The sequence below is a fragment of the Streptomyces sp. NBC_00271 genome (assembly GCF_036178845.1).
GTDB lineage: Bacteria > Actinomycetota > Actinomycetes > Streptomycetales > Streptomycetaceae > Streptomyces.
In genome coordinates, this window is the sequence record NZ_CP108070.1 from 8282489 (window position 1) to 8303263 (window position 20775).

Sequence of the window (20775 nt, forward strand, 5' to 3'; positions counted from 1 at the left end):
GTGGGCGCGCGCGGCAGCCGACAGGCAGAGGCGGCGCGCGGGGAGAGAAGAGCTGCGAATTCAGCAGGACGGGCGACACACGCAGCCCGCATAGCGGACGAGGTCCATATGGACCCTCCGCCACAGGCGCACACAGGTGTCGGTCACGATCCGGAGTACACCATGGCGGTCCGGGCCGGTCAACTCACTGTCACTATGTGGACCATTCGGTGACCGAGGGTGCCGCGATGGCCGTGGCTCCGCCCCTCCGGACGGGTTCGGCCGGACGGGTTCGGCGACCTGAGCCCGGTGGTCCGGGGCGGGCCGGACCACCAGGGTCCTCAGGTCGTACTCGCCGCGGTCTCCGCTTGCGCTTCCGCCGTGGCGGGGCCGCCCAGTGTCGTCTCGGCCGCCGCGTACAGGTCGGCCGGGCGCACCCCGCTCAGCGCGGTGACCAGGTGACCGTCGGGGCGCACCAGGAGCACGGTGTGTGCCGCCGCGCCGGGGTAGCTCTCGGCGACCAGCAGCTCGGCGCGGTGCGGCAGCGCGGTCACGGCGGCCGCGAGCCGGGGCATGATCCCGGCCGTCACCCAGTGCTTGCGCGCCCACACGCCCGTACCCGGAGCGATCAGTACGACGAGCAGCACCCCGCGACCGAGCCGCTCCCGCAGCTGTACGAACGAGCCGTCCTCCGCGGTCACGCGTACGTCGACGACCGGCGCACCGGGTGCCGTGTCCACCGGGGTCTGCGACTCGGTGTGCGCGGGCGCGAGCGGCGAGTCGGCGTACGTCCCCGGCGCACCCAGCGGGCCGCGTCCCAGGTGGCCGTCCGTGAGCAGCGCGTCGTGGCCACGGCCCGACCCGGGGACGTACGAGCGCAGGCCTCCGCCGCTGCGCAGCAATGGCAGCGCCTGGTCGGCGGCGCGCAGCCGGGCGGCGACGACGGCCCGCCGCTCCGCCTGGTAGCTGTCGAGCAGCGCCTCGTGCGGGCCGTGGTGCCAGGCGAGCGCCAGCTTCCAGGCGAGGTTGTCGGCGTCCCGCAGGCCCTCGTCCAGGCCCTGGGTGCCGAGCGCGCCGAGCAGGTGCGCGGCGTCCCCGGCGAGGAAGACCCGGCCGGCCCGCCAGCGGCGGGCGAGGCGGTGGTGGACGGTGTGGACTCCGGTGTCGAGCAGCTCGTACGGGGGTGTGGAGCCCGCGTTCCAGCCCGCGAGGGTCTCCCGGATGCGCGCCACCAGCAGGTCGGGCGTGACCAGGTCCTTGCCGGGCGGCAGCAGCCAGTCCAGCCGCCACACGTCGTCGGCGAGGGGGCGCGCGGTCACCTCCCCGCTCGCGGGGCCGGACGTCCGCCACGGAGGCATCCGGTGCAGCAACGCCTGGCCGGGCCAGGGAAGTTCCGTACGCAGCGCCGCCACGGCGTATCGTTCGACGGCTGTACGTCCGGGGAAGCGGATGTCCTGGAGCTTGCGCACGGTCGAGCGCGGTCCGTCGCAGCCGACCAGGTAACTGCCGCGCCACCACGTGCCGTTGGGGCCGCGGGTGTGCGCCGTGACGCCCGAGGACTCCTGCTCGATCGAGTCGAGGCGGCTGCCCACGGCGACCTTGATCAGCCGCTCGTGGATGATGGCCTCGCGCAGGGCGCCGGTCAGCGCGTGCTGGGCGAGATGCAACGGGGCGGCCGCGTCGGCGCCCTCGGAGTCCTGCGCGACCGCGGTCGGGCCGAGCCCGGCGCTTTTCAGGCTCTGCGCGCTCCCCTTCGGGATGCGTGCGCTCCCCTCGATGCGCTGAGCGCCGATCCCCGAGCCGTGCGCGCCGCCTCCAGAGGCCTGCGCGCTGCCTACCGCGCCGCCCCCAAAGGCCCGGGCGCCGCTCACCGCGCCGTGCGCCGCGCCCCCGGGGCCGTGCGCATCGGCTTCGAAGTCCGGCGAGTCCGTGTCGGACGCCCGGGCAGCGAAGTCGATCTCGCGCATCACCTGCTTGCGCCGCATCGACCGCCATCCGGCCCAACGGAAACCGGCATCGGCGAGAGGCAGGCCCGTCAGGCGCTCGACGAGCGCGGCCGTGTCCTCGCGCAGCACCGCCGTCCGCGCGAGCCGTTGTTCGTCCTTGCCCGGCCCCTCGTCGAGGACCACGCAGGGGACCTCCTGGCGGGCCAGCGCAAGGGCCAGCGTGAGGCCCACGGGCCCCGCGCCGACGATGATCACCGGGTCCACGGCGCGCGGCCCCCTGCCCGGAGCGGTGTCCTGAGGAACGGTCGGGAACAGGCAGTTGGAACGGGGTGCACGATCACAGAACGTATGCAACCCATTGCCGGTGCTTGCGTCAAGTGACGGGGGCAGTGGCGATCATGCCACTGCCCCCGTTGACGCCGACGAAGAGTGAGGATCCGTCAGATGGAGATGCCGCCGCCCGTACCGCCCGCGCCGGTCGACTCCGTGCCCCCGACCGCGGCCGGCGCGAGCACCACGCCCGTCGACTTCTTGCCGCGCCGCAGTCGACCCTCCAGCCAGCTCGCGAAGCTCGTGAGGCTGAAGTTGAGCGCGATGTAGATCAGGGCCACGACGGTGAAGCTGGCGATGGTGTTCGCGCCGTAGTACGCGCTCATCGGGCCGACGGAAGCAAGCAGCTCGGGGAAGGTGAGGACCGCGCCGCCGATCGCGGTGTCCTTCACGATCACGACGAGCTGGCTGACGATCGCCGGCAGCATCGCGGTGACCGCCTGCGGCAGCAGGATGAACCGCATGACCTGGTTCTTGCGCAGACCGACGGCCATGGCCGCCTCGGACTGCCCCTTGGGCAGCGACAGGATGCCCGCGCGGACGATCTCCGCGAGGACCGAGGAGTTGTAGAGCACCAGTCCCGTGAAGACCGCGTAGAGCGGACGGTCGTCCGGGCCGATGTTCGTGTACTCGGAGTACGCGGCGAGGGCGAAGATCATCAGGACCAGCACCGGGATGGCGCGGAAGAACTCCACGATCGCGGCCGCGGGTATCCGGATCCAGGCGTGGTCGGAGAGCCGGGCTATGCCGAAGAAGGCGCCGAGCGGCAGGGCGATGACCATGGCGAGGGCCGCGGCCTTCAGGGTGTTCTGCAGGCCCGGCCAGAGGTACGTGCTCCAGGCCTCGCCATGGACGAAGGGCTTCCACTTCTCCCAGGCGAGCTGGTCCTTGTCATTGAGGCTGGTGATCACCCACCACAACAGGGCCGCGAAGGCGACCAGGAACAGCGCCGAGTAGAGGATGTTGCGCCGCTTGGCGCGAGGGCCCTGGGCGTCGTACAGGACGGACGTCATCGCTTCACCGCCACCTTCTTGCCCACCCAGCCGAGGAGGAGGCCGGTCGGCAGCGTCAGACACATGAACCCGAAGGCGAAGACGGCGGAGATCGCGATGAGTTGGGCCTCGTTCTCGATCATGGACTTCATCAGGGTGGCCGCTTCGGCGACACCGATCGCGGCCGCCACCGTGGTGTTCTTCGTCAGGGCGATCAGCACGTTCGTCAGCGGACCGACGACCGAACGGAACGCCTGGGGAAGCACGATCAGGGTGAGGACCTGGGTGAAGTTCAGACCGATGGCGCGGGCCGCCTCCGCCTGCCCGACGGGCACGGTGTTGATGCCAGAGCGCAGCGCCTCACAGACGAAGGCCGAGGTGTACGCGATCAGACCGAGCACGGCCAGCCGGAAGTTGATCGTATCGAACTTGTCCGCGCCGAGACTGACCCCGAGGGTCTGGTTGAGGCCCAGCGAGGTGAACAGGATGATCACGGTCAGCGGGATGTTCCGCACGATGTTCACGTAGGCGGTGCCGAAACCGCGCATGAGAGGCACCGGACCGACCCGCATACCGGCCAGCAGGGTTCCCCATATGAGGGAGCCGACGGCTGAGAGGACGGTGAGCTTCACCGTCATCCAGAACGCTCCCAGCAGGTCGTAACCTTGAAGAAAGTCGAACACGATTTCCCGCGCTTCCGCGTGTGGTGATGCCCGGGTGCGCCGCCCCCGAGGGCGGCGCACCGGCGGGCCCTACATCAGCTGACGATGTTGCCGATCTTCGGAGCGGGCTCGTTCTTGTACTGCGCCGGACCGAAGTTCTTGTCCACGGCCTTCTGCCAGGAACCGTCGGAGACCATCGCCTCGAGCGCCGTGTTGATCTTGGCCTTGAGGTCGCTGCCCTTCTTGACGCCGATGCCGTAGTTCTCGTTGGTCATCTTGAAGCCGCCGAGCTTGAACTTGCCCTTGAAGGCGGCCTGTGAGGCGTAACCGGCGAGGATCGAGTCGTCCGTCGTCAGGGCGTCGATCGCCTTGTTCTGCAGACCCGTCAGGCAGGCCGAGTACGTCGGGAGATTCTGGAGCTGGGCCTTGGGCGCCAGCGTGTCGTGCACGTTCTGCGCCGAGGTCGAACCGGTCACGGAACACAGCTTCTTGCTGTTGAGGTCCGACGGCGACTTGATGGTGGCGTCGTCGGCGCGGATCAGCACGTCCTGGTGGGCGAGCAGGTAGGGGCCGGCGAAGTCGACCTTCTGCTGGCGCTTGGGGGTGATCGAGTAGGAGGCGGCGATGAAGTCGACGTCACCGCGCGAGAGCGCGTTCTCGCGGTCGGCGCTCTTCGTTTCCCTCCACTGGATCTGGTCGGGCTTGTAGCCGAGCTTTCCGGCGACGTAGGTGGCGACGTCGACGTCGAAGCCCGCGTAGCCCTGCGGGGTCTTCTGGCCGATGCCCGGCTGGTCGAACTTGATGCCGACGGTGATCTTCTTGTCGCCGCCGGAGGAGTCGCTGTCCTTCTTGTCGTCCGAACCGCACGCCGTGGCGGTCACGGCGAGCGCGAGCACGACGGCCGAGGCGGCGGTGACCTTACGGAGCTTCATGGTGAACATCCTTTGGGTGGGGAGGAGATGCAGGTCTTCAGGCATGGGCTTCAGTGATGAACGCAAGCGATGGACGTCAGTTCAGGAACGCAAGCGATGGCGTCAGTTCAGGAACGCAAGCGATGGCGTCAGTTCAGGAACGCAAGCGATGGCGTCAGTTCAGGAACGCAAGCGATGGACGTCAGTTCAGGAACGCACTTCAGTGAGGAAGAAGCGCAGGCCGTCAGTGGTGAAGGATCTTCGACAGGAAGTCCTTGGCGCGGTCGCTGCGGGGATTGCTGAAGAACTGCTCCGGCACGGCCTCTTCGACGATGCGACCGTCGGCCATGAAGACCACGCGGTTGGCAGCCGAACGAGCGAAGCCCATCTCATGAGTGACGACGATCATCGTCATGCCGTCGCGCGCGAGCTGCTGCATGACCTCCAGGACCTCGTTGATCATCTCGGGGTCGAGCGCCGAGGTCGGCTCGTCGAAGAGCATGACCTTGGGGTCCATCGCCAACGCCCGGGCGATCGCGACCCGTTGCTGCTGGCCGCCCGACAACTGCGCGGGGTACTTGTCCGCCTGGGTGCCCACACCCACCCGGTCGAGCAGTCCGCGGGCCTTCTCCTCGGCCGCCTTCTTGTCGGCCTTGCGGACCTTGATCTGACCCAGCATCACGTTCTCGAGCACCGTCTTGTGCGCGAAGAGGTTGAAGGACTGGAAGACCATGCCCACGTCGGCCCGCAGCCGGGCCAGTGCCTTGCCCTCGTCGGGCAGCGGCTTGCCGTCGATGGTGATGTCGCCCGAATCGATCGTCTCCAGGCGGTTGATGGTGCGGCACAGGGTGGACTTCCCGGACCCTGAGGGCCCGATGACCACGACGACCTCGCCGCGCGCGATCGTCAGGTCGATGTCCTGGAGCACGTGCAACGCGCCGAAGTGCTTGTTGACGCTCTTCAGGACGACCAGGTCCTCGGTCGCGGCCACGGCATCCTTGGCCACCGATACTTCGGTCATCGCTCTGGGGCTCCGTCCTCCTCGGTTTCGGTGGACAGTAGTGACCCCGTGCGACCAGCGTCATTACATCTGAGGGGAACTTGAGCATCACGATCCGGTAGCAATCGGACACGTGTCGTAGCAGTTGTCGCGCGGCCCCGTGCCGGCCGCGTACCGGGTGGGTAACGGAAGCCCTCCGCGACCCGAAGCCTCTTGACGCGGTCGTGATCCATCGGCGTGACTTCCTTGGTGCACACGCGTGTGCGCCGCGATCCAACAGGATCGGACCGTACGACCGATGAACCGGAGGGGGCCGGAATGAGACTGCTGCTCGTCGAGGACGACAACCACGTCGCGGCGGCCCTGTCCGCGGTGCTGGCGCGACACGGCTTCGACGTCACGCACGCCCGCAGCGGCGAGGAGGCCCTGCAGGCGCTGGTTCCGGAGAGCGACGGCTTCGGTGTGGTCCTGCTCGACCTGGGCCTGCCGGACCAGGACGGCTACGAGGTCTGCGGCAAGATCCGCAAACGCACCAGCACTCCGGTGATCATGGTCACCGCCCGCTCCGACGTACGGTCCCGGATCCACGGCCTCAACCTCGGCGCCGACGACTACGTGGTGAAGCCCTACGACACCGGGGAACTGCTCGCCCGTATCCACGCCGTCAGTCGGCGCAGCGTCCCCGACGACACCGGCGGCTCCGGGGACACCGCGCTGCGGCTCGGGCCGGTCCGCATCGAACTGCCCACCCGCCAGGTCAGCGTCGACGGTTCGGTGGTCCAACTGACCCGCAAGGAGTTCGACCTGCTCGCGCTGCTCGCCCAGCGGCCCGGGGTGGTCTTCCGCCGGGAACAGATCATCAGTGAGGTGTGGCGGACCAGTTGGGAGGGGACCGGGCGCACCCTGGAGGTGCATGTCGCGTCCCTGCGTTCCAAGCTGCGCATGCCGGCGCTGATCGAGACCGTGCGCGGCGTGGGGTACCGGCTCGTCGCTCCCACGGCGTAGCGTGCACCGGTGCGCACCCGCCTCCTTCCGCTGCTCATCGTCCTGATGGCAGCCGTGCTGCTCGCGCTCGGCATTCCGCTCGCCGTGAGCGTCGCGGCCGCCGAGCAACAGCGTGTGGTCGTCGACCGCATCGACGACACGGCACGCTTCGCCGCCCTCGCGCAGTTCGTCACCGAGCAGCCGGCCGGCGGCTCCCGAGTGGGCACGACGGACGAGCGCGGGGAGACCCTGCGCAAGGAACTCGTCGCGTACTACGAGGTGTACGGCATCCGTGTCGGCGTCTTCTACCGCGACCTGGCCCCCATGGCCAACGCGCCCGAGAACTGGTACATGGTCGCGAAGGGCGAGGGGCGCGAGGCCTTCAACGAGGCGCTCCTGGGCCGCCGCAGCCACGACCCGGAGCAGGTCTGGCCGTGGCAGCGCGACCGGCTCGTCGTCGCCTCGCCGGTCATCCGGGACGGTGACGTCATCGCGGTCGTGGTCACCGACTCGCCCACCGGACAGATGCGTTCGAAGATCCTGCACGGCTGGGTGATCATCGGCGCGGGCGAGGTCGCCGCGATGCTCCTCGCCCTCGGCGCGGCGCTGCGGCTGACCGGCTGGGTGCTCAAGCCCGTACGCGTCCTCGACGCCACCACCCACGACATCGCGACCGGGCGGCTGAAGTCGCGGGTCGCGGTCGCGGGCGGTCCGCCGGAACTCAGGCGCCTGGCCCGGTCGTTCAACGAGATGGCGGACAACGTCGAAGACGTCCTGGAGCAGCAGCGCGCCTTCGTCGCCGACGCCTCCCACCAGTTGCGCAACCCGCTCTCGGCGCTGCTGCTGCGCATTGAACTGCTCGCGCTCGAACTGCCGGAGGACAATGAGGAGATCGCGTCGGTCCGCACCGAGGGCAAGCGCCTCGCCGAGGTCCTTGACGACCTGCTCGACCTGGCGCTCGCCGAGCACGCCGAGGCGGACCTGCGGCTGACCGACATCGGTGAGCTGGCGGCCGAGCGCGTCGCGTCCTGGTCACCACTGGCCGACAGCAGGGGTGTACGCCTCACCGGCACCTGCCCGGCCACCACCGCCTGGGCCGACCCGGTCACCCTGTCCAGCGCTCTGGACGCGGTGATCGACAACGCGCTGAAGTTCACGCCCGAGGGCGAGGACGTCGAGGTGGCGGTCGCGTCGAACGGCGAGGTCTCGACGGTGGTCGTCACCGACCGCGGTCCGGGCCTCAGCGACGAGGAACTGGCCCGCATCGGCGACCGCTTCTGGCGCAGCGCGGGGCACCAGAACATCAAGGGCTCGGGCCTCGGCCTGTCCATCTCGCGGGTGCTGCTGTCGGCGGGCGGCGGCTCCATCGCGTACGCCCGTCACGAGCCGCACGGCCTCAAGGTGACGGTGACGGTGCCCAGGTCGCGGCCCGAGTCGTGAGCGGGGCGGCCACGACCGGGGGTTGCGGCCGGGGCGCGGCAGGGTGGTGCGGCCGGGAGGCGGCCCTCGCTACGGCTTGACCGATCGGTAGTAGCGCCGAGCGCCCTCGTGCAGGGGCAGCGGGTCCGTGTAGATGGCCGTGCGCAGGTCCACCAGCTGGGCCGCGTGCACCTGACGGCCGATGCCGTCGCGGCTGTTGATCACCGTACGGGTGAGTTCCTCGGTGAGCCGGGCGTCCGAGTCCTCCCGGGTGATCAGGAAGTTCGCCACCGCCAGCGTCTGCACGGACGAGCCCTGCTGGGCCTCGGGGTAGGCGTCGGCGGGCATCACCGCGGACCGGTAGTAGCGGGACGCGCCGCCCTGCTCGTGCAGCTTCGCGACGAGGTCGCCGGCGATCGGCACCAGCCTGACGGCGAAGCGCTTCGAGAGCTGCTGCACCGCGCTCGTCGGCAGACCGCCCGACCAGAAGAAGGCGTCGATCTTGTGGTGTACGAGCAGGTCCGGCATGGTGCCGATGCCGTCCGGAAACGGCTTGATGTCCTTCGCGGAGTCGAGCCCGGCCGCCTGCAGGACATGCTCCGCTATCAGCCGTACCCCGGAACCGTCCGGCCCCACGGCGACCCTTTTGCCCCGCAGGTCCGCCACCGACTGCACGGACGAGGAGCGCGGGACGACCAGGTGCACATAGTCGTCGTACAGCCGGGCGCAGCCGCGCAGTTGGCCCGATCCCGGCTTGTTCTCCAGGATGTACGTCTCCACCGCGTCGGCCGCCGCGATGGTGAAGTCGGCCTGGCCCGTGGCCACCCGGCGGACGTTCTCCTGCGAGCCGTCGCTGTTCTTCAGCCGGACGTCCAGGCGCGGCATGTCCTTGGCGAGCGCGGTCTGCAGGAGCGTGCCGTACTTCTGATACACCCCGGTCGGGGTGCCCGTGCTGAACGTGATCCTGCCGCCCGGCGACTCCTCGCCCAGCGGCAGCAGCCACCACAACAGCAGCCCGAACACCACGAGCGCGGCGGCCGAGCCGAACAGCGCGCGGCGCCGGTCGATACGGGGGAGTGGCAGGAACATGCGCGCGATCCTGCCAGCCGGGGGGCCGTCCTGACCAGGGCGGGGCCGAGAGAGGGCGAGAGGGGGGCGGGAGAGGTGCGGCAGCGGGCCGGCGGGGGCGGGGCACCGGGCTCGGCACGGTCGACGGGGGAGGGGGACCGGGCTCGAAATGGTCGGTGAGGGCAGGGAATCGGACTCGGAATGCTCGACGAGGGAGGGGAGCCGGGCTCGGAATGCTCGACGAGGGCGGGGAATCGGGCTCGGAATGCTCGACGAGGGCGGGGAATCGGGCTCGGTATGGTCGGCGGATGCAGACCTCGCCCGAGTCCCCGGTCACTTCTTCCGCGTCTCCCGATCTCTCCCCCGCGTCTCCTTCCCCCGCTTCCCTGGTCCGTGAGTTCCACCTCGCCTTCGGGCTCGACGCGCGCAGCACACCGACGGAGGTCTCCCCGGCGCTCGCCGCCCACCGTGGTGAACTGCTCGCCGAGGAGGCCGCCGAAGTCGCCGAGGTCTCGGTCTCGGGCCCGCTGGACCGGCTGGCGCACGAGCTGGCCGACGTCGTGTACGTGGCGTACGGCACCGCGCTCGTCCATGGCATCGACCTCGACGCGGTGATCGCCGAGGTCCACCGCTCCAACATGACGAAGCTGGGCCCCGACGGCCGCGTCGCCCGCCGGGCCGACGGCAAGGTCCTCAAGGGGGAGCACTACCGGGCGCCGGACGTGTCGGAGGTACTGCGGGGGCAGGGGTGGAGGGGCGCGGACGCGTAGGCTCCTCTGCCCGATCGGCCTGGCTCAGTCCCCGACGGCGGTCTGCTGTCGTGCCTCGCCCTCCGCCTCGGGCTGTTCCGGTTCGGCCTCCTCGGGCCGTGCCGCGGGGCCCCGGCGCTCGGGGAGACCGAACCGGGCCGTGAGCCGATCGGCCAGCGGCTGGGTGTAGCGGGCGGTGAGCGGGCCGAGTACGACCAGGATCAGCACGTACGCCGTGGCCAGCGGGCCGAGTGAGGGTTCGATGCCGGCCGTGACCGCGAGCCCGGCGATGACGATGGAGAACTCGCCGCGCGCGACCAGCGCGCCGCCCGCTCGCCACCGGCCACCCACGGAGATACCGGCCCGGCGCGCCGCCCAGTACCCGGTGGCGATCTTCGTCAGAGCCGTGACGACGGCCAGCGCGAGCGCGGGCAGCAGCACCGGCGGAATGCTCGCCGGGTCGGTGTGCAGCCCGAAGAAGACGAAGAAGATCGCCGCGAAGAGATCCCGCAACGGGCTGAGCAGCGTGTGCGCGCCCTCCGCGACCTCCCCGGACAGGGCGATGCCGACCAGGAACGCCCCGACGGCGGCGGAGACCTGGAGCTGCTGTGCGAGGCCCGCGACGAGGATCGTCAGGCCCAGCACGACGAGCAGCAGCTTCTCGGGGTCGTCGCTGGAGACGAAGCGGGAGATGACACGGCCGTAGCGGACGGCCACGAACAGGACGAGTCCGGCGGCTCCCAGGGCGATCGCGAGCGTCACACTGCCCGCGGCCAGCCCGACCCCGGCCACCAGCGCGGTGACGATGGGCAGGTAGACCGCCATCGCCAGGTCCTCCAGGACGAGGATGCTGAGGATCACCGGTGTCTCCCGGTTGCCCACCCGCCCCAGGTCGCCCAGCACCTTGGCGATGACACCGGACGAGGAGATCCAGGTGACGCCCGCCAGGACCACGGCGGCCACCGGACCCCAGCCGAGCAGCAGCGCGGCGGCCGCGCCGGGCAGGGCGTTGAGGGCGCAGTCGACCAGGCCCGAGGGGTAGTGGGCCTTGAGGTTGGAGACCAGATCGCTGGCCGTGTACTCCAGGCCGAGCATCAGCAGGAGCAGGATGACGCCGATCTCGGCGCCGGTGGCGACGAACTCCTCGCTCGCGCCGAGCGGGAGCAGCCCGCCCTCGCCGAAGGCCAGACCGGCCAGCAGATACAGCGGGATGGGGGAGAACCGCAGCCGGGCGGCGGCCCGCCCCAGCAGCCCGAGACAGAGGATGATGGCGCCGAACTCGATCAGCAGAACAGCAGAGTGCACGCGCTCACTCCCGTCCGAGTATCGTCGCGGCGCCGTCGACGCCTTCTCGGGTGCCGACGACGATCAGGGTGTCCCCGCCCGCCAGCCGGAAGTCCGGGGCCGGCGAGGGGATGGCCTCGGCGCGGCGCAGCACCGCCACCACCGAAGCGCCGGTCTCGGTCCGCATCCGGGTCTCGCCCAGCACCCGGCCGTTCCAACGGGAGGTCGCGGCGATCTCGATGCGCTCGGCGATCAGCCCGAGGTCGGTGGTGTAGAGCAGGCTCGGGCTGTGGTGGGAGGGCTTCAGCGCGTCGATCAGCGAGGCCGCCTCGCCGCTCGTCAGCCGCAGCGACTGGGCGCAGGAGTCGGGGTCGTCGGCGCGGTACACGCTCACGGTGCGGGCGCCGTCGCGGTGCGCCACCACCGACAGGTGGCGCTGTTCGCGCGTCATGAGGTCGTACTGGACCCCGATGCCCGGCAGTGGCGTCGCCCGAAGGCGTGGCGTGGACATGGTCTCCCCTTGTTCATCGAGTTGTTCATCGAGTCGGTTGGTCGTCGCGTCGCGTCGTGTCGCTCGTCGAGTGGCGGTCCTGCGTTCCCGTGCAAAACGGTCATGCTGCCATCCCCCGTACGGTGGCGACATGGGTGTTGGCACGGATGGACACGACCGCTCGACAGGCGCGAAGCTGACCGGGACAGCGGCGTCGCCGCAGCTCGGAAGGGCCGGAGGGACAGGAAGGGACGGACAGAAGAACGTGTCGCTGTTCCGGCGGATCTTCCTGCTCAATGCCGCGGGCCTGACCGTGGCCACCGCGCTGCTGCTGGGCCCGGTCACCGTGTCGACGCCGATACTGCCGGGCGAGGTGCTGGTCGTCGTCGCGGGACTCGCGGTGCTGCTCGTCGTCAACGCGCTCGTGCTGCGGATAGGACTGGCCCCGCTGCAACGGCTCGGCCGGGCCATGGCCACCGCCGACCTGCTGCATCCCGGGGCCCGGGCACCCGTCACCGGGCCCGCGGAGGTCGCCGGGCTGATCACCACGTACAACACCATGCTCGACCGGCTGGAGACCGAGCGCGCCACCAGCTCGGCCCGCGCGCTCTCCGCGCAGGAGGGCGAGCGCCGGCGTATCTCCCAGGAGCTCCACGACGAGGTGGGCCAGACCCTGACCGCCGTGCTGCTGCAGCTCAAACGGGTCGCCGACCAGGTGCCCGGGGAACTGCGGGAGGAGGTGCGGCAGGCACAGGAGGCGACCCGCGGCAGCCTGGACGAGATCCGCCGTATCGCCCGCCGGCTGCGCCCCGGGGTCCTGGAGGAACTCGGTCTGCACAGCGCGCTGCGGTCGCTGGCGGCCGAGTTCACCACGCACGGCCTGTCCATACGCCACCACCTCGACGGAGATTTGCCGCCGCTGACCGAGGAGACGGAACTCGTGGTCTACCGGGTGGCTCAGGAAGGGCTCACCAACACGGCCCGGCACGCGGGCGCCGATCGCGCCGAACTGCGGTTGCGGCGGGTCGTCGGCGCGGACGGTGATGACGGCGGCGACGGCGTCGAGCTCCTCGTACGGGACAACGGCAAGGGCCCCGGCCGGCTGCGGGAGGGGGCGGGGATCAGCGGTATGCGGGAGCGCGCCCTGCTGATCGGCGCCGCGCTCTTGGTCGGGGCCGGGCCGGGGGCGGGGACCGACGTACGGCTGTGCATCTCGACGAAGTCAGGCGCGTCGGAGACCGGCGTATCGACGACAGGCGCATCGGAGACCGGCGTACCGCCGCAGTTCCGCGCCGCGACCGCTTTCGAGGGAGACCGATGACGTCGTCCGTGCCGCCCAGGTCGTCCGTTCCGTCCATGTCGTCCATGTCGTCCGTGCCCGACCGGCAGCCCGGCGGGGGCCGGCCCACTCGGGTTCTGCTCGCCGACGACCACACACTCGTGCGCCGTGGCGTACGGCTCATCCTGGACGGCGAACCGGATCTGAACGTCGTGGCCGAGGCCGGGGACGGAGCCGAAGCGGTCGCGCGGGCCCGCGACACGGACGTGGACCTCGCCGTCCTCGACATCTCGATGCCCCGGATGACCGGGCTCCAGGCGGCCCGCGAACTCTCCCGCCGCCTTCCCGACCTGCGCATCCTCATCCTGACGATGTACGACAACGAGCAGTACTTCTTCGAGGCGCTCAAGGCGGGGGCCTGCGGATACGTACTGAAGTCGGTCGCCGACCGCGACCTGGTCGAGGCGTGCCGTGCGGCGATGCGCGACGAGCCGTTCATCTATCCCGGCGCCGAGACCGCGCTCGTACGCACCTATCTGGAGCGGATGCGGCGCGGCGAGGCACTGCCCGTGCGGACCGTCACCGACCGCGAGGAGGAGGTACTCAAGCTGGTCGCCGAGGGCCATACGACGAAGGAGATCGCCGAACTGCTCTACATCAGCGCCAAGACCGTGGAGAGCCACCGGGCGAACCTGCTGCAGAAGCTCGGCCTGCGCGACCGCCTCGAACTCACCCGGTACGCGATCCGGGCCGGGCTCATCGAGCCATGACCCGGGCCGGACAGGGAAAGGGCCGACCCGTGCACGGGTCGGCCCTCTCTTGGCGGTGCCGCCGGATCACTTCACCGTCACGACGACGGTGGGCGAGACGATCTTGCCCGCCATGACCCGAAGCTGCTCCTTGCCCTTGTTGTTGAACTTGGTGACCAGGGAGTAGCTGCTGCCGTTCTTGAGCACGGTGCTGGACTTCAGAGGAGTCCACTTACCGTTGTGCATGTGCAGCAGCACCACCTTGGTGCCGACCTTCACTCCCTTGGCGCGTCCGGTGAACGTCACCGACTGGCCGGGCTTCACCTGGACCTTGCTCACCCTGGCAGTGATCGAACCGTTGGCCATGGGCGAGCCGGACTTGCTCGGCTTCGCGGTGCTGGTCCCGGTCGGCTTCGCGCTGCTGGTCATGATCGGCTTCGGACGCGGTGAGGCCGCGCTCGGGGACGCGGCGAAGGCGCCCGCCGTCCCGGCCGACAGCAGAGCGACGGAGAGCGCGCCGGCGCCGATCGCCTTGGCACAGCGGCTGCGGAGTGTGGAATTCACGTGTGACTCCTGACGTGACGGGTCCCCCCACAAACGGATCACGCCCATATGGGCGAAATGTTCGCTTTTGAGGTTATCCACGTGAGGGCCGAGCCTGCGACCGGACGAGTGTTCCATCCCTGTGCGAAAAGCATCAAAAAACCCTCAGTATCGGACAAAAACGCCTGGTCGGCGGCGTTCGCGGAGGGTTATCAACTTCTTACCCAGCGTCCATTGTGTCGTCGCGGTCCGCGGAGGTCAGGAGGTCTGGAGGCGGGGACGCATGTCCGCGCCGTACACCGTGCGGTAGTCCGGTACGACGATCCGGCTCGCCGGGGACTCCCGGTGCACCTGGGCGAGGAAGCCGTCCAGGTCCATCGACGGGTCGCGGCGCGGTGGCTCGCTCAGGGGCTCCTCGAAGTTGTCCCAGTGGACGGGTACGACGACGCCGGGGTTGCCCAGGGCGCGCAGCAGCCGGGGTACGTAGTGGTAGGTGGCGGTGCTGGAGGGCACGGCGACCATGGCGAGATCGGGGCGGAGTCCCTGGACCGCCCGCTCGGAGAAGTCGCTGGCCCCCATGAGGAACGCCGAGGGTCCACCGCTGCCGGCCGTCACCTGGAAGGCGAGCGTGTCGCCCTCCGGCAGCTCCGCGATGGTCCTCGGAGGCGCCGCGGGCGGGGTGTCGAGCGTGCCGGGGGCGAAGTAGGCGTACTTCTTGTTGCGGCTGTGCAGCCCGGCCGCGACCTCGACGATGATGCCGTCGAAGTCCAGCACCTCGCCCCCCTTCACCACGGAGATCTGGCCAGGGTCGACGCCGAACGCGACCAGCAGGTGGTAGGTGGTCTCCGTGCCGACGACGCGGGCGCCGGTCGACTTCGCGATGTACGGCACGTCGGCGAGGTGGTCCCAGTGGGAGTGGCTGACCAGGACGAGTTCGGGGGCTCCGATGTGTTCCCGAACCACCTCGGAGTCGGTGCTCAGCTCCGTGTCCGCGCGGAAGGCGCCGTCGAAGAGGCCGGTCTTGAACCGGGTGAGGTACGGGTCGAAGAGTACGGTCCGGCCGTCGACGTCGATGCGCCAGCCGGAGGTGCCGAGCCAGCGTAAAGACGCCGATGCCGACGCCGACGCCGATGCGGTGGCAGTGGCGGTGGCGGTGGCGGTGGCGGCGGGAAGGAGTGGGGCGGCCGCGCCGAGCGCGGCACCTCGCAGCAGGCTGCGTCGGCCAAGCATCGGGTCTCTCTGCGTGTCTGCGGTGTCGCTCATGGCGTCAGCAGATCAGGGATCGACCTCCCGCGTCCAAGATCGAAACGGTGTCCTCGCGATACGCGAGGGCATATGAGACCTGGTCAGACGCCCGCGCTCCGCAGGAAGTCGACGGCCATTGCGGCCGCGGCGCCGATCGCGGCGTCCACCCTCGGCCGGGTGGCGGTCAGCTCACGGGTACGGGCGAAGACGGACACCGCGTAGCACCCGCCGTCGGGATACCGGACGACTCCCGTCTCCATGTGCAGCCCCGGCAGGGTCCCGGTCTTGGCCGCGATCGTCACGTCGTCCGGGAACCCCGACACCAGCCGGTGCCGAAAGACCTGACGGCTCATCAAGTCTCGTAAGTGGGAACAGGCTTCCGGAGCGCCCGCTTCGTCGCGCCAGATCAGACGCAGCAGTTCGCTGGTCTCGCGGGGCGTGCTCGCGTTGGTGCGCAGGGGATCCAGCACGGCCAGCCGTCTCTTGCGGTCGTCCGGCAGGGCGGGGTACCGGACGGCGAACTCCCGCTCGTCGCCCGCCCCGACCTCGGCGAGCATCGACTCGAGCACGTCACGCGGGCCGCCCACGATCCTGGTCCGGTCGAGCCCGAGCTCCTTGGCGAGCAGCCGTACGGTGTCCAGCCCGACCCGGTCCAGCAGCAGATCCGCCGCCGCGTTGTCACTGACCGACATCGCGAAGAAGGCCAGATCGCGCAGCGACAGCTCGACGTCGTCCGCGCAGCCCGCCGTGCCCCAGCCGCCGAGCCGGTCGGCCGCCGTCACCCGTACCCGTTCCCGGGGGTCGAGCTGTCCGGCCGCCGCCTGCCGGGCGAACTCCAGGACCAGCAGCACCTTGAAGATCGACGCGATCACGACGGGCTCGTCCGCGCCGACGGCCACCTCCCGCGCCTCCCCCGGTGGCCGGGTGCCGACGGGGACCGCGTGCAGGAGACCCTCGGCGCCCGCTCTCGCGAAAACCTCGCGGATCCGCTCCTCGACCACTCGTTCGCCCGCCCCCTCGCGTAAGGTCCCTCACCGTGGATCTCTTGCGCCACCTGCGTCTTTTCGTCACCGTAGCCGAGGAACTGCACTTCAGCCGGGCCGCCGACCGGCTGGGCATGGCCCAGCCGCCGCTCAGCCAGGCCGTACGGAGGCTGGAGAAGGAGCTCGGTGCCGAGCTGTTCGACCGGGCGCACCGCCGGATCCGGCTGACCGCCGCCGGAGCGGTCATCCTGGACGAGGCCCGTGAACTCCTCGCCCGTGAGGAGCGGTTGCGGGTGCTGGCCCGGCGTGCCGGGGACGGCGCCCTGGGGACCCTGCGCGCGGGCGTGCCGCCCGACACCACGGCCGCGGTGCTGTCCGCGCTGCTCGCCGCCTGTGCGGAGCGCTCTCCGGGGCTGTCCGTCGACCTGCAGGAGGTCACCACGGAGGAGCAGGTGCGGCTGCTGGCCTCCGGCGGACTCGACGTCGGGCTCGTCCATCAGCCCGTGGACGCCACCGAACTGCGGCTCGGTCCCGAGGTCCCGATGGATCTCGGAGTCGTCCTGCCCCGCACCTCACCGCTGGCCGGGCTGCCCGAGGTGGCGCTCGGCGAGCTGGCTGGCCACGATCTCGTGCTCTTTCCGCGGGCCCACGCCCCCGGTTGGTACGACCGGATTCTCGACGTCTGCCGCGGCGCGGGCTTCGTGCCCGGTCGGCTGCGGCACGCGTCGAACTCCGAGTTCCTGCTGGCCCTGGTGACGGCGGGGCACGGAATCGCCTTCGACCAGGGGTCGATGGCCCGCAAGGAGCCCCGCGTCGCCTGGCGCCCCCTGGCGGGCCGTCCCCTCACCCAGCGGCTGAGTGGCGCGTGGCCCGCCGGCCGCGCCGTCCACCCGGCCGCGCGCCCCTTCGCGGAACTCGCGGCCGACGTACTGACCCGCGACCGCACCGCGACCTCGAGCCGAGACGACCGGGCGCGCCCCGCGGCACCGGGGAGTGCGGACGGGGACCGCCCGGCGGACGGACCGACCCGCCCGTGGTCGGTCGTGTACGGCGAGGGCTTCGGCCCGTAGGCGTGGGTCAATCGGTGGGCGTGGGTCGACCGGTGGGCGTGGGTCGATGTCACGACCCTGATCACGCACGCACGTCCGGTCGTCGGTTCGCCGCGGATGACATCCCGAGGGGTCGACCGCGGCGAACCGGCGCCGAATCAGCCGTCGATGCGGTGCTGGGTCCAGAACGAGGTCAGGTCCGTGGTCGTGGCGGCCTGGGCGGCCGCCTTGAACTCGGCCGTGGTCGAGACGCCGTACCAGTGCGAAGTGGCGTAGTCCTTCAGCAACTTCGCCATGGCGGTGTCACCGAGGACGCGCCGCAGATCGTGCAGGGCGCACTTGCCGTAGCCGTAGACGACGGTGGAGTACCGGGACGAGTGGGCGTCCCAGTAGGCCATCGAGTTGGTGATCTTCTCCGCCGTCGAGGCCCAGGAGACGCTGTTCCAGCAGTTCGTGCCGGTACTGCCCAGCGCCAGGTCGGTGGCGTAGTCGGTGAACGCCTCGTCCAGCCACGGGCTGTTGTACTCGTCGTCGCCGACGATCCCGTAGAACCACTGGTGGCCGATCTCATGGGTGAGCGCCGTGGTGGAGACCAGGTCGAGGACGAACCCCGGGTACTCCATGCCGCCGAACCAGAAGTTGTTGTCGATCACGGCGTCCAACTCGCCGTACGGGTAGGCGCCGAAGCGGCCCGCGTGGGCGTCCACCGCGGTCTTCGCGGTGGTGAGCATGGACTGTGCGCTGGACGAACTGATCCCCGAGACCGAGTAGATGTTGATCGGGGTGCCCGCCGTCGACGTCCCCGAGATCTTGGTGAACGGGCCCGCCGCCCACGCGAAGTCACGGACCTTGGAGGCGGTGGCCGTGGTGACCGTGCGTCCGCTGGAGCCGGGGGTGTCCACCGAGGCGCCCGTGGCCGGAACCAGCAGGGTGGTCGGGTGGTCGAGGGTCACCTTGAAGTCGGCGGCCAGTGAGTAGAACGACTCGCCGTTGTTGGTGTACGGGTCCAGGTGCCAGCCCGAGCCGTCCTTGATGGCGAGAACCGGCAGCGCGTTGCCGATCATGCTGAACGCGCCGTCGTAGCCGAAGCGGTCGGCGCCGCTGGGGACGGTGATCCCCAGGTCGAAGCCGATCGTGGCCGACTGACCCTGCGCCAGCGGGGTCGGGAGCGCGATCTGGAGGGCCGTGCAGCCGACCGACAGGGCGCCCGCGGTGCCCCCGGTGACGTTGCTGACCGCGATCGGCATCGCGGAGCAGGTGCCGTGGTAGTTGTCCCACAGCCTCAGGTACACCTCGCTGAGCGCGGTGGAGGAGGCGTTGGTGAACGTCGCGCTCTCGTGGCCCGTCCAGACCGTGCCGCTCGTGTTGCTGCTCAGGCTGACGGTGTACGAGGGGGCGGCCGGCGTGCGCGTGGAGTCCGCCGGCGGGGTCGTGCCGCCGGAGGTGGCGAGGGCGATGTCGTCGAGGACGAAGCTCGTCTGGAGGCTGGAGTCCTCGGTCCCGGTGAAGGCGAGGCTCACGGTCTGGCCCGCGAACGCCGACACGTCGAACGACTTCTGTACGTAGCCGGTGGCCTTGTTGAGGTTCGAGTACGTCGCCAGGGTCGTACTGCCGATCTTCGCCGTCAGCTTGTCGTACGCGGTCGACGAGGTCGTCTCGGCGGTGTCGATGTGCAGCCAGAAGGTGAGCGTGGCGCTACTGCACCCGGACGGGATCGTGACGCTCTGCGAGAGGCTGTCGGTGTGCGTACTGCCGACACCGTTCAGCCAGGCGAAGCTGGTGCCGCCGTGGGCGCTCTGACCGGAACGGCTGGTGATCACGGTCGACGACGACTGGGTCCAGGACGAAGTCCCGCTCTCGAAACCACCGTTGGTGACCACCTGGGCCGGAGTGCAGTCGGCGGCCAGTGGTGCCGTGGGCGGCGCGGCTGCCGCCGGGGTGACGGGGAGCAGGGCGGCGGCCAACGCGGCGATGCCCAGTGCGCTCGCGGCGAGGGCCTTGTGGGGGGTCGGTCTCACACGAAACTCCTTTGAGGCGGCCGGGATTCCGGCCTGCTCGGTGGCCGCCCTGACGGCCGGGGTGCGCCGGGGGCAGCCGGGGGCTGCGCGCATCGCTTGCGCGATCGCTGGGGTGAGATTTCCGTTGCGTCTCCCTGTGGTCAGGGCAACGGCTGCGGGAAGCCTGGCAGATTTGACCGGGGCATGCCATCAGTGACGGGTAAAAGTGTTCGCTGACCTGAAGGGTTCGGGCTCCGCCCGCGGTCGTGGTCGGTACGAATGGGTCGAACTCGGTGATCAGTGCTGCGTGTTGAGAGCTGAGTGTTCAGAGCTGAGTACTGAGCGTTGAGTGCTCAGTGATCCGGGAGCGTGGCGTGCGGGCCGAGTTGCCGGGTGCAGGCGTCCCGGGCCGGGGCGGACAGCAGGTCGCCCGCTCCGGTGAACAGCCGGTACAGGGACGGGCCGTACCGCTCGGCCAGTTCCGCGTTGTGGGCCAGTACGTCGAGCTCGTTGGCGGCGGTGATCTCCAAGAACGCGCGCAGGTCGTCGTCCGCGGGGATGTGCTCGCGGCCGGTGAAGCGATCACGGAAGACCACGGGCCGATCGCCCCCGATCCGGGGAAGGACGGCGCCGCGGTCGCAACTCGCGTACAGGTACACCAGCGCCTCGGCCCGGTCGCCGATCAGCTCCGCCAGGGTCGCCCGCTCGGCGACCGGCAGCAGGTACGTGTCGAAGCCGTCGGTCCCGTACGCGGCATGGCACAGCCCCGCCGCCTGGACCGTGGGGTCACCGCCCCAGTCGGCCAGGAGCCGCCGGACACGGCCGAGGTGCTCCAGCAGCGTGCCGCCCGGATGCGGCATCTCGGCGGTTCCCCGCGCACGCAGGAAGGCTTCGGCACGCGACCACCGGGACGCGTCACCGTCGCCGGTCTCTTCGGGAACTTCGCGTACGTCGGGTGCTTCAGGCATTTCGGTCACTTCAGCCCCTTCTGGATGGGGATTCAACGTCTCGGCAGGCCACTGAGAGACTCCCACCATGGAGACGAGTGCGGGGGCGGACCGGACAACGCCGGGGCGGGCGCTGCCCGGGAACGGGTCGGGCCGAGGGGCGGGCCGT

The 20775-nt window shown here is 70.4% G+C and carries 20 protein-coding genes; 6 read left to right on the forward strand and 14 right to left on the reverse strand.

From position 1 onward, the window contains the following. Positions 1–60: 60 nt before the first annotated feature. The 6 genes from OG798_RS56630 to OG798_RS37590 form a co-directional block, all read right to left on the reverse strand. Positions 61–312, reverse strand: coding sequence for a putative leader peptide (locus OG798_RS56630; RefSeq protein ID WP_413253590.1), 252 nt, complete (start codon positions 310–312; stop codon positions 61–63). Positions 313–320: 8 nt separating this feature from the next. Continuing rightward, positions 321–2189 (reverse strand): FAD-dependent monooxygenase, encoded by a 1869-nt coding sequence (locus OG798_RS37570; RefSeq protein WP_267062981.1) that lies wholly within the window; start codon positions 2187–2189, stop codon positions 321–323. Between the two features lie 176 nt (positions 2190–2365). Then, the gene (locus tag OG798_RS37575) at positions 2366–3268 is read right to left on the reverse strand and encodes an amino acid ABC transporter permease (RefSeq protein ID WP_267062982.1); all 903 of its coding nucleotides are present in this window, start codon (positions 3266–3268) and stop codon (positions 2366–2368) included. Further along, positions 3265–3930: an amino acid ABC transporter permease gene (locus OG798_RS37580; RefSeq protein WP_095852251.1), complete on the reverse strand. Its 666-nt coding sequence runs from the start codon at positions 3928–3930 to the stop codon at positions 3265–3267. Before OG798_RS37580 ends, OG798_RS37575 begins: the two co-directional genes overlap by 4 nt. 74 nt (positions 3931–4004) lie before the next feature. After that, complete coding sequence (locus tag OG798_RS37585; RefSeq protein ID WP_121414841.1) at positions 4005–4841, reverse strand: glutamate ABC transporter substrate-binding protein; 837 nt, start codon at positions 4839–4841, stop codon at positions 4005–4007. Between the two features lie 223 nt (positions 4842–5064). Then, positions 5065–5841 (reverse strand): amino acid ABC transporter ATP-binding protein, encoded by a 777-nt coding sequence (locus tag OG798_RS37590; protein ID WP_121414840.1) that lies wholly within the window; start codon positions 5839–5841, stop codon positions 5065–5067. A gap of 297 nt (positions 5842–6138) precedes the next feature. On the opposite strand from OG798_RS37590, the gene OG798_RS37595 reads away from it, so the two are divergent. Both OG798_RS37595 and OG798_RS37600 read left to right on the forward strand, forming a co-directional pair. Continuing rightward, on the forward strand, positions 6139–6825 hold the full coding sequence (locus OG798_RS37595) for a response regulator transcription factor (RefSeq protein WP_267062983.1): 687 nt from the start codon (positions 6139–6141) through the stop codon (positions 6823–6825). 9 nt (positions 6826–6834) lie between these two features. Further along, positions 6835–8244 (forward strand): sensor histidine kinase, encoded by a 1410-nt coding sequence (locus OG798_RS37600; protein WP_067375181.1) that lies wholly within the window; start codon positions 6835–6837, stop codon positions 8242–8244. Between the two features lie 69 nt (positions 8245–8313). Here the strand turns inward: OG798_RS37600 and OG798_RS37605 are convergent, their stop codons facing one another. Then, entirely contained in the window at positions 8314–9312 is a 999-nt protein-coding gene (locus tag OG798_RS37605) for a TAXI family TRAP transporter solute-binding subunit (RefSeq protein ID WP_095852247.1), read from the reverse strand. A gap of 287 nt (positions 9313–9599) precedes the next feature. Here OG798_RS37605 and OG798_RS37610 point away from each other — a divergent pair, with 287 nt between their 5' ends. Continuing rightward, positions 9600–10061, forward strand: coding sequence for a MazG nucleotide pyrophosphohydrolase domain-containing protein (locus OG798_RS37610; RefSeq protein ID WP_267062984.1), 462 nt, complete (start codon positions 9600–9602; stop codon positions 10059–10061). A 24-nt stretch (positions 10062–10085) separates the two neighbouring features. Here OG798_RS37610 and OG798_RS37615 read toward each other — a convergent pair whose 3' ends face one another. Beyond that, positions 10086–11345, reverse strand: coding sequence for a cation:proton antiporter (locus OG798_RS37615; protein ID WP_121414838.1), 1260 nt, complete (start codon positions 11343–11345; stop codon positions 10086–10088). 4 nt (positions 11346–11349) lie between these two features. Beyond that, a complete protein-coding gene (locus OG798_RS37620) occupies positions 11350–11835 on the reverse strand; it encodes a cation:proton antiporter regulatory subunit (protein ID WP_121414837.1) in 486 nt (161 codons plus the stop codon). Between the two features lie 244 nt (positions 11836–12079). Between OG798_RS37620 and OG798_RS37625 the strand changes: the two genes are divergently transcribed. Both OG798_RS37625 and OG798_RS37630 read left to right on the forward strand, forming a co-directional pair. Next, complete coding sequence (locus OG798_RS37625; RefSeq protein WP_328758389.1) at positions 12080–13135, forward strand: HAMP domain-containing sensor histidine kinase; 1056 nt, start codon at positions 12080–12082, stop codon at positions 13133–13135. A 35-nt stretch (positions 13136–13170) separates the two neighbouring features. Beyond that, positions 13171–13863, forward strand: coding sequence for a response regulator (locus OG798_RS37630; RefSeq protein WP_267062987.1), 693 nt, complete (start codon positions 13171–13173; stop codon positions 13861–13863). A 66-nt stretch (positions 13864–13929) separates the two neighbouring features. Here OG798_RS37630 and OG798_RS37635 read toward each other — a convergent pair whose 3' ends face one another. From OG798_RS37635 to OG798_RS37645, 3 genes are all read right to left on the reverse strand, one after another. Further along, positions 13930–14406 (reverse strand): hypothetical protein, encoded by a 477-nt coding sequence (locus OG798_RS37635; protein ID WP_120985462.1) that lies wholly within the window; start codon positions 14404–14406, stop codon positions 13930–13932. Between the two features lie 237 nt (positions 14407–14643). After that, positions 14644–15648: an MBL fold metallo-hydrolase gene (locus OG798_RS37640; RefSeq protein WP_267062988.1), complete on the reverse strand. Its 1005-nt coding sequence runs from the start codon at positions 15646–15648 to the stop codon at positions 14644–14646. 83 nt (positions 15649–15731) lie between these two features. Continuing rightward, positions 15732–16631, reverse strand: coding sequence for a serine hydrolase (locus tag OG798_RS37645; RefSeq protein ID WP_267062989.1), 900 nt, complete (start codon positions 16629–16631; stop codon positions 15732–15734). Between the two features lie 44 nt (positions 16632–16675). On the opposite strand from OG798_RS37645, the gene OG798_RS37650 reads away from it, so the two are divergent. Then, complete coding sequence (locus OG798_RS37650) at positions 16676–17683, forward strand: LysR family transcriptional regulator (protein WP_121418290.1); 1008 nt, start codon at positions 16676–16678, stop codon at positions 17681–17683. A gap of 137 nt (positions 17684–17820) precedes the next feature. Here the strand turns inward: OG798_RS37650 and OG798_RS37655 are convergent, their stop codons facing one another. Then, on the reverse strand, positions 17821–19680 hold the full coding sequence (locus OG798_RS37655; RefSeq protein ID WP_267062990.1) for a M1 family metallopeptidase: 1860 nt from the start codon (positions 19678–19680) through the stop codon (positions 17821–17823). A 332-nt stretch (positions 19681–20012) separates the two neighbouring features. Beyond that, positions 20013–20627: a DUF6817 domain-containing protein gene (locus tag OG798_RS37660; RefSeq protein WP_097227427.1), complete on the reverse strand. Its 615-nt coding sequence runs from the start codon at positions 20625–20627 to the stop codon at positions 20013–20015. Between the last annotated feature and the right edge of the window lie 148 nt (positions 20628–20775).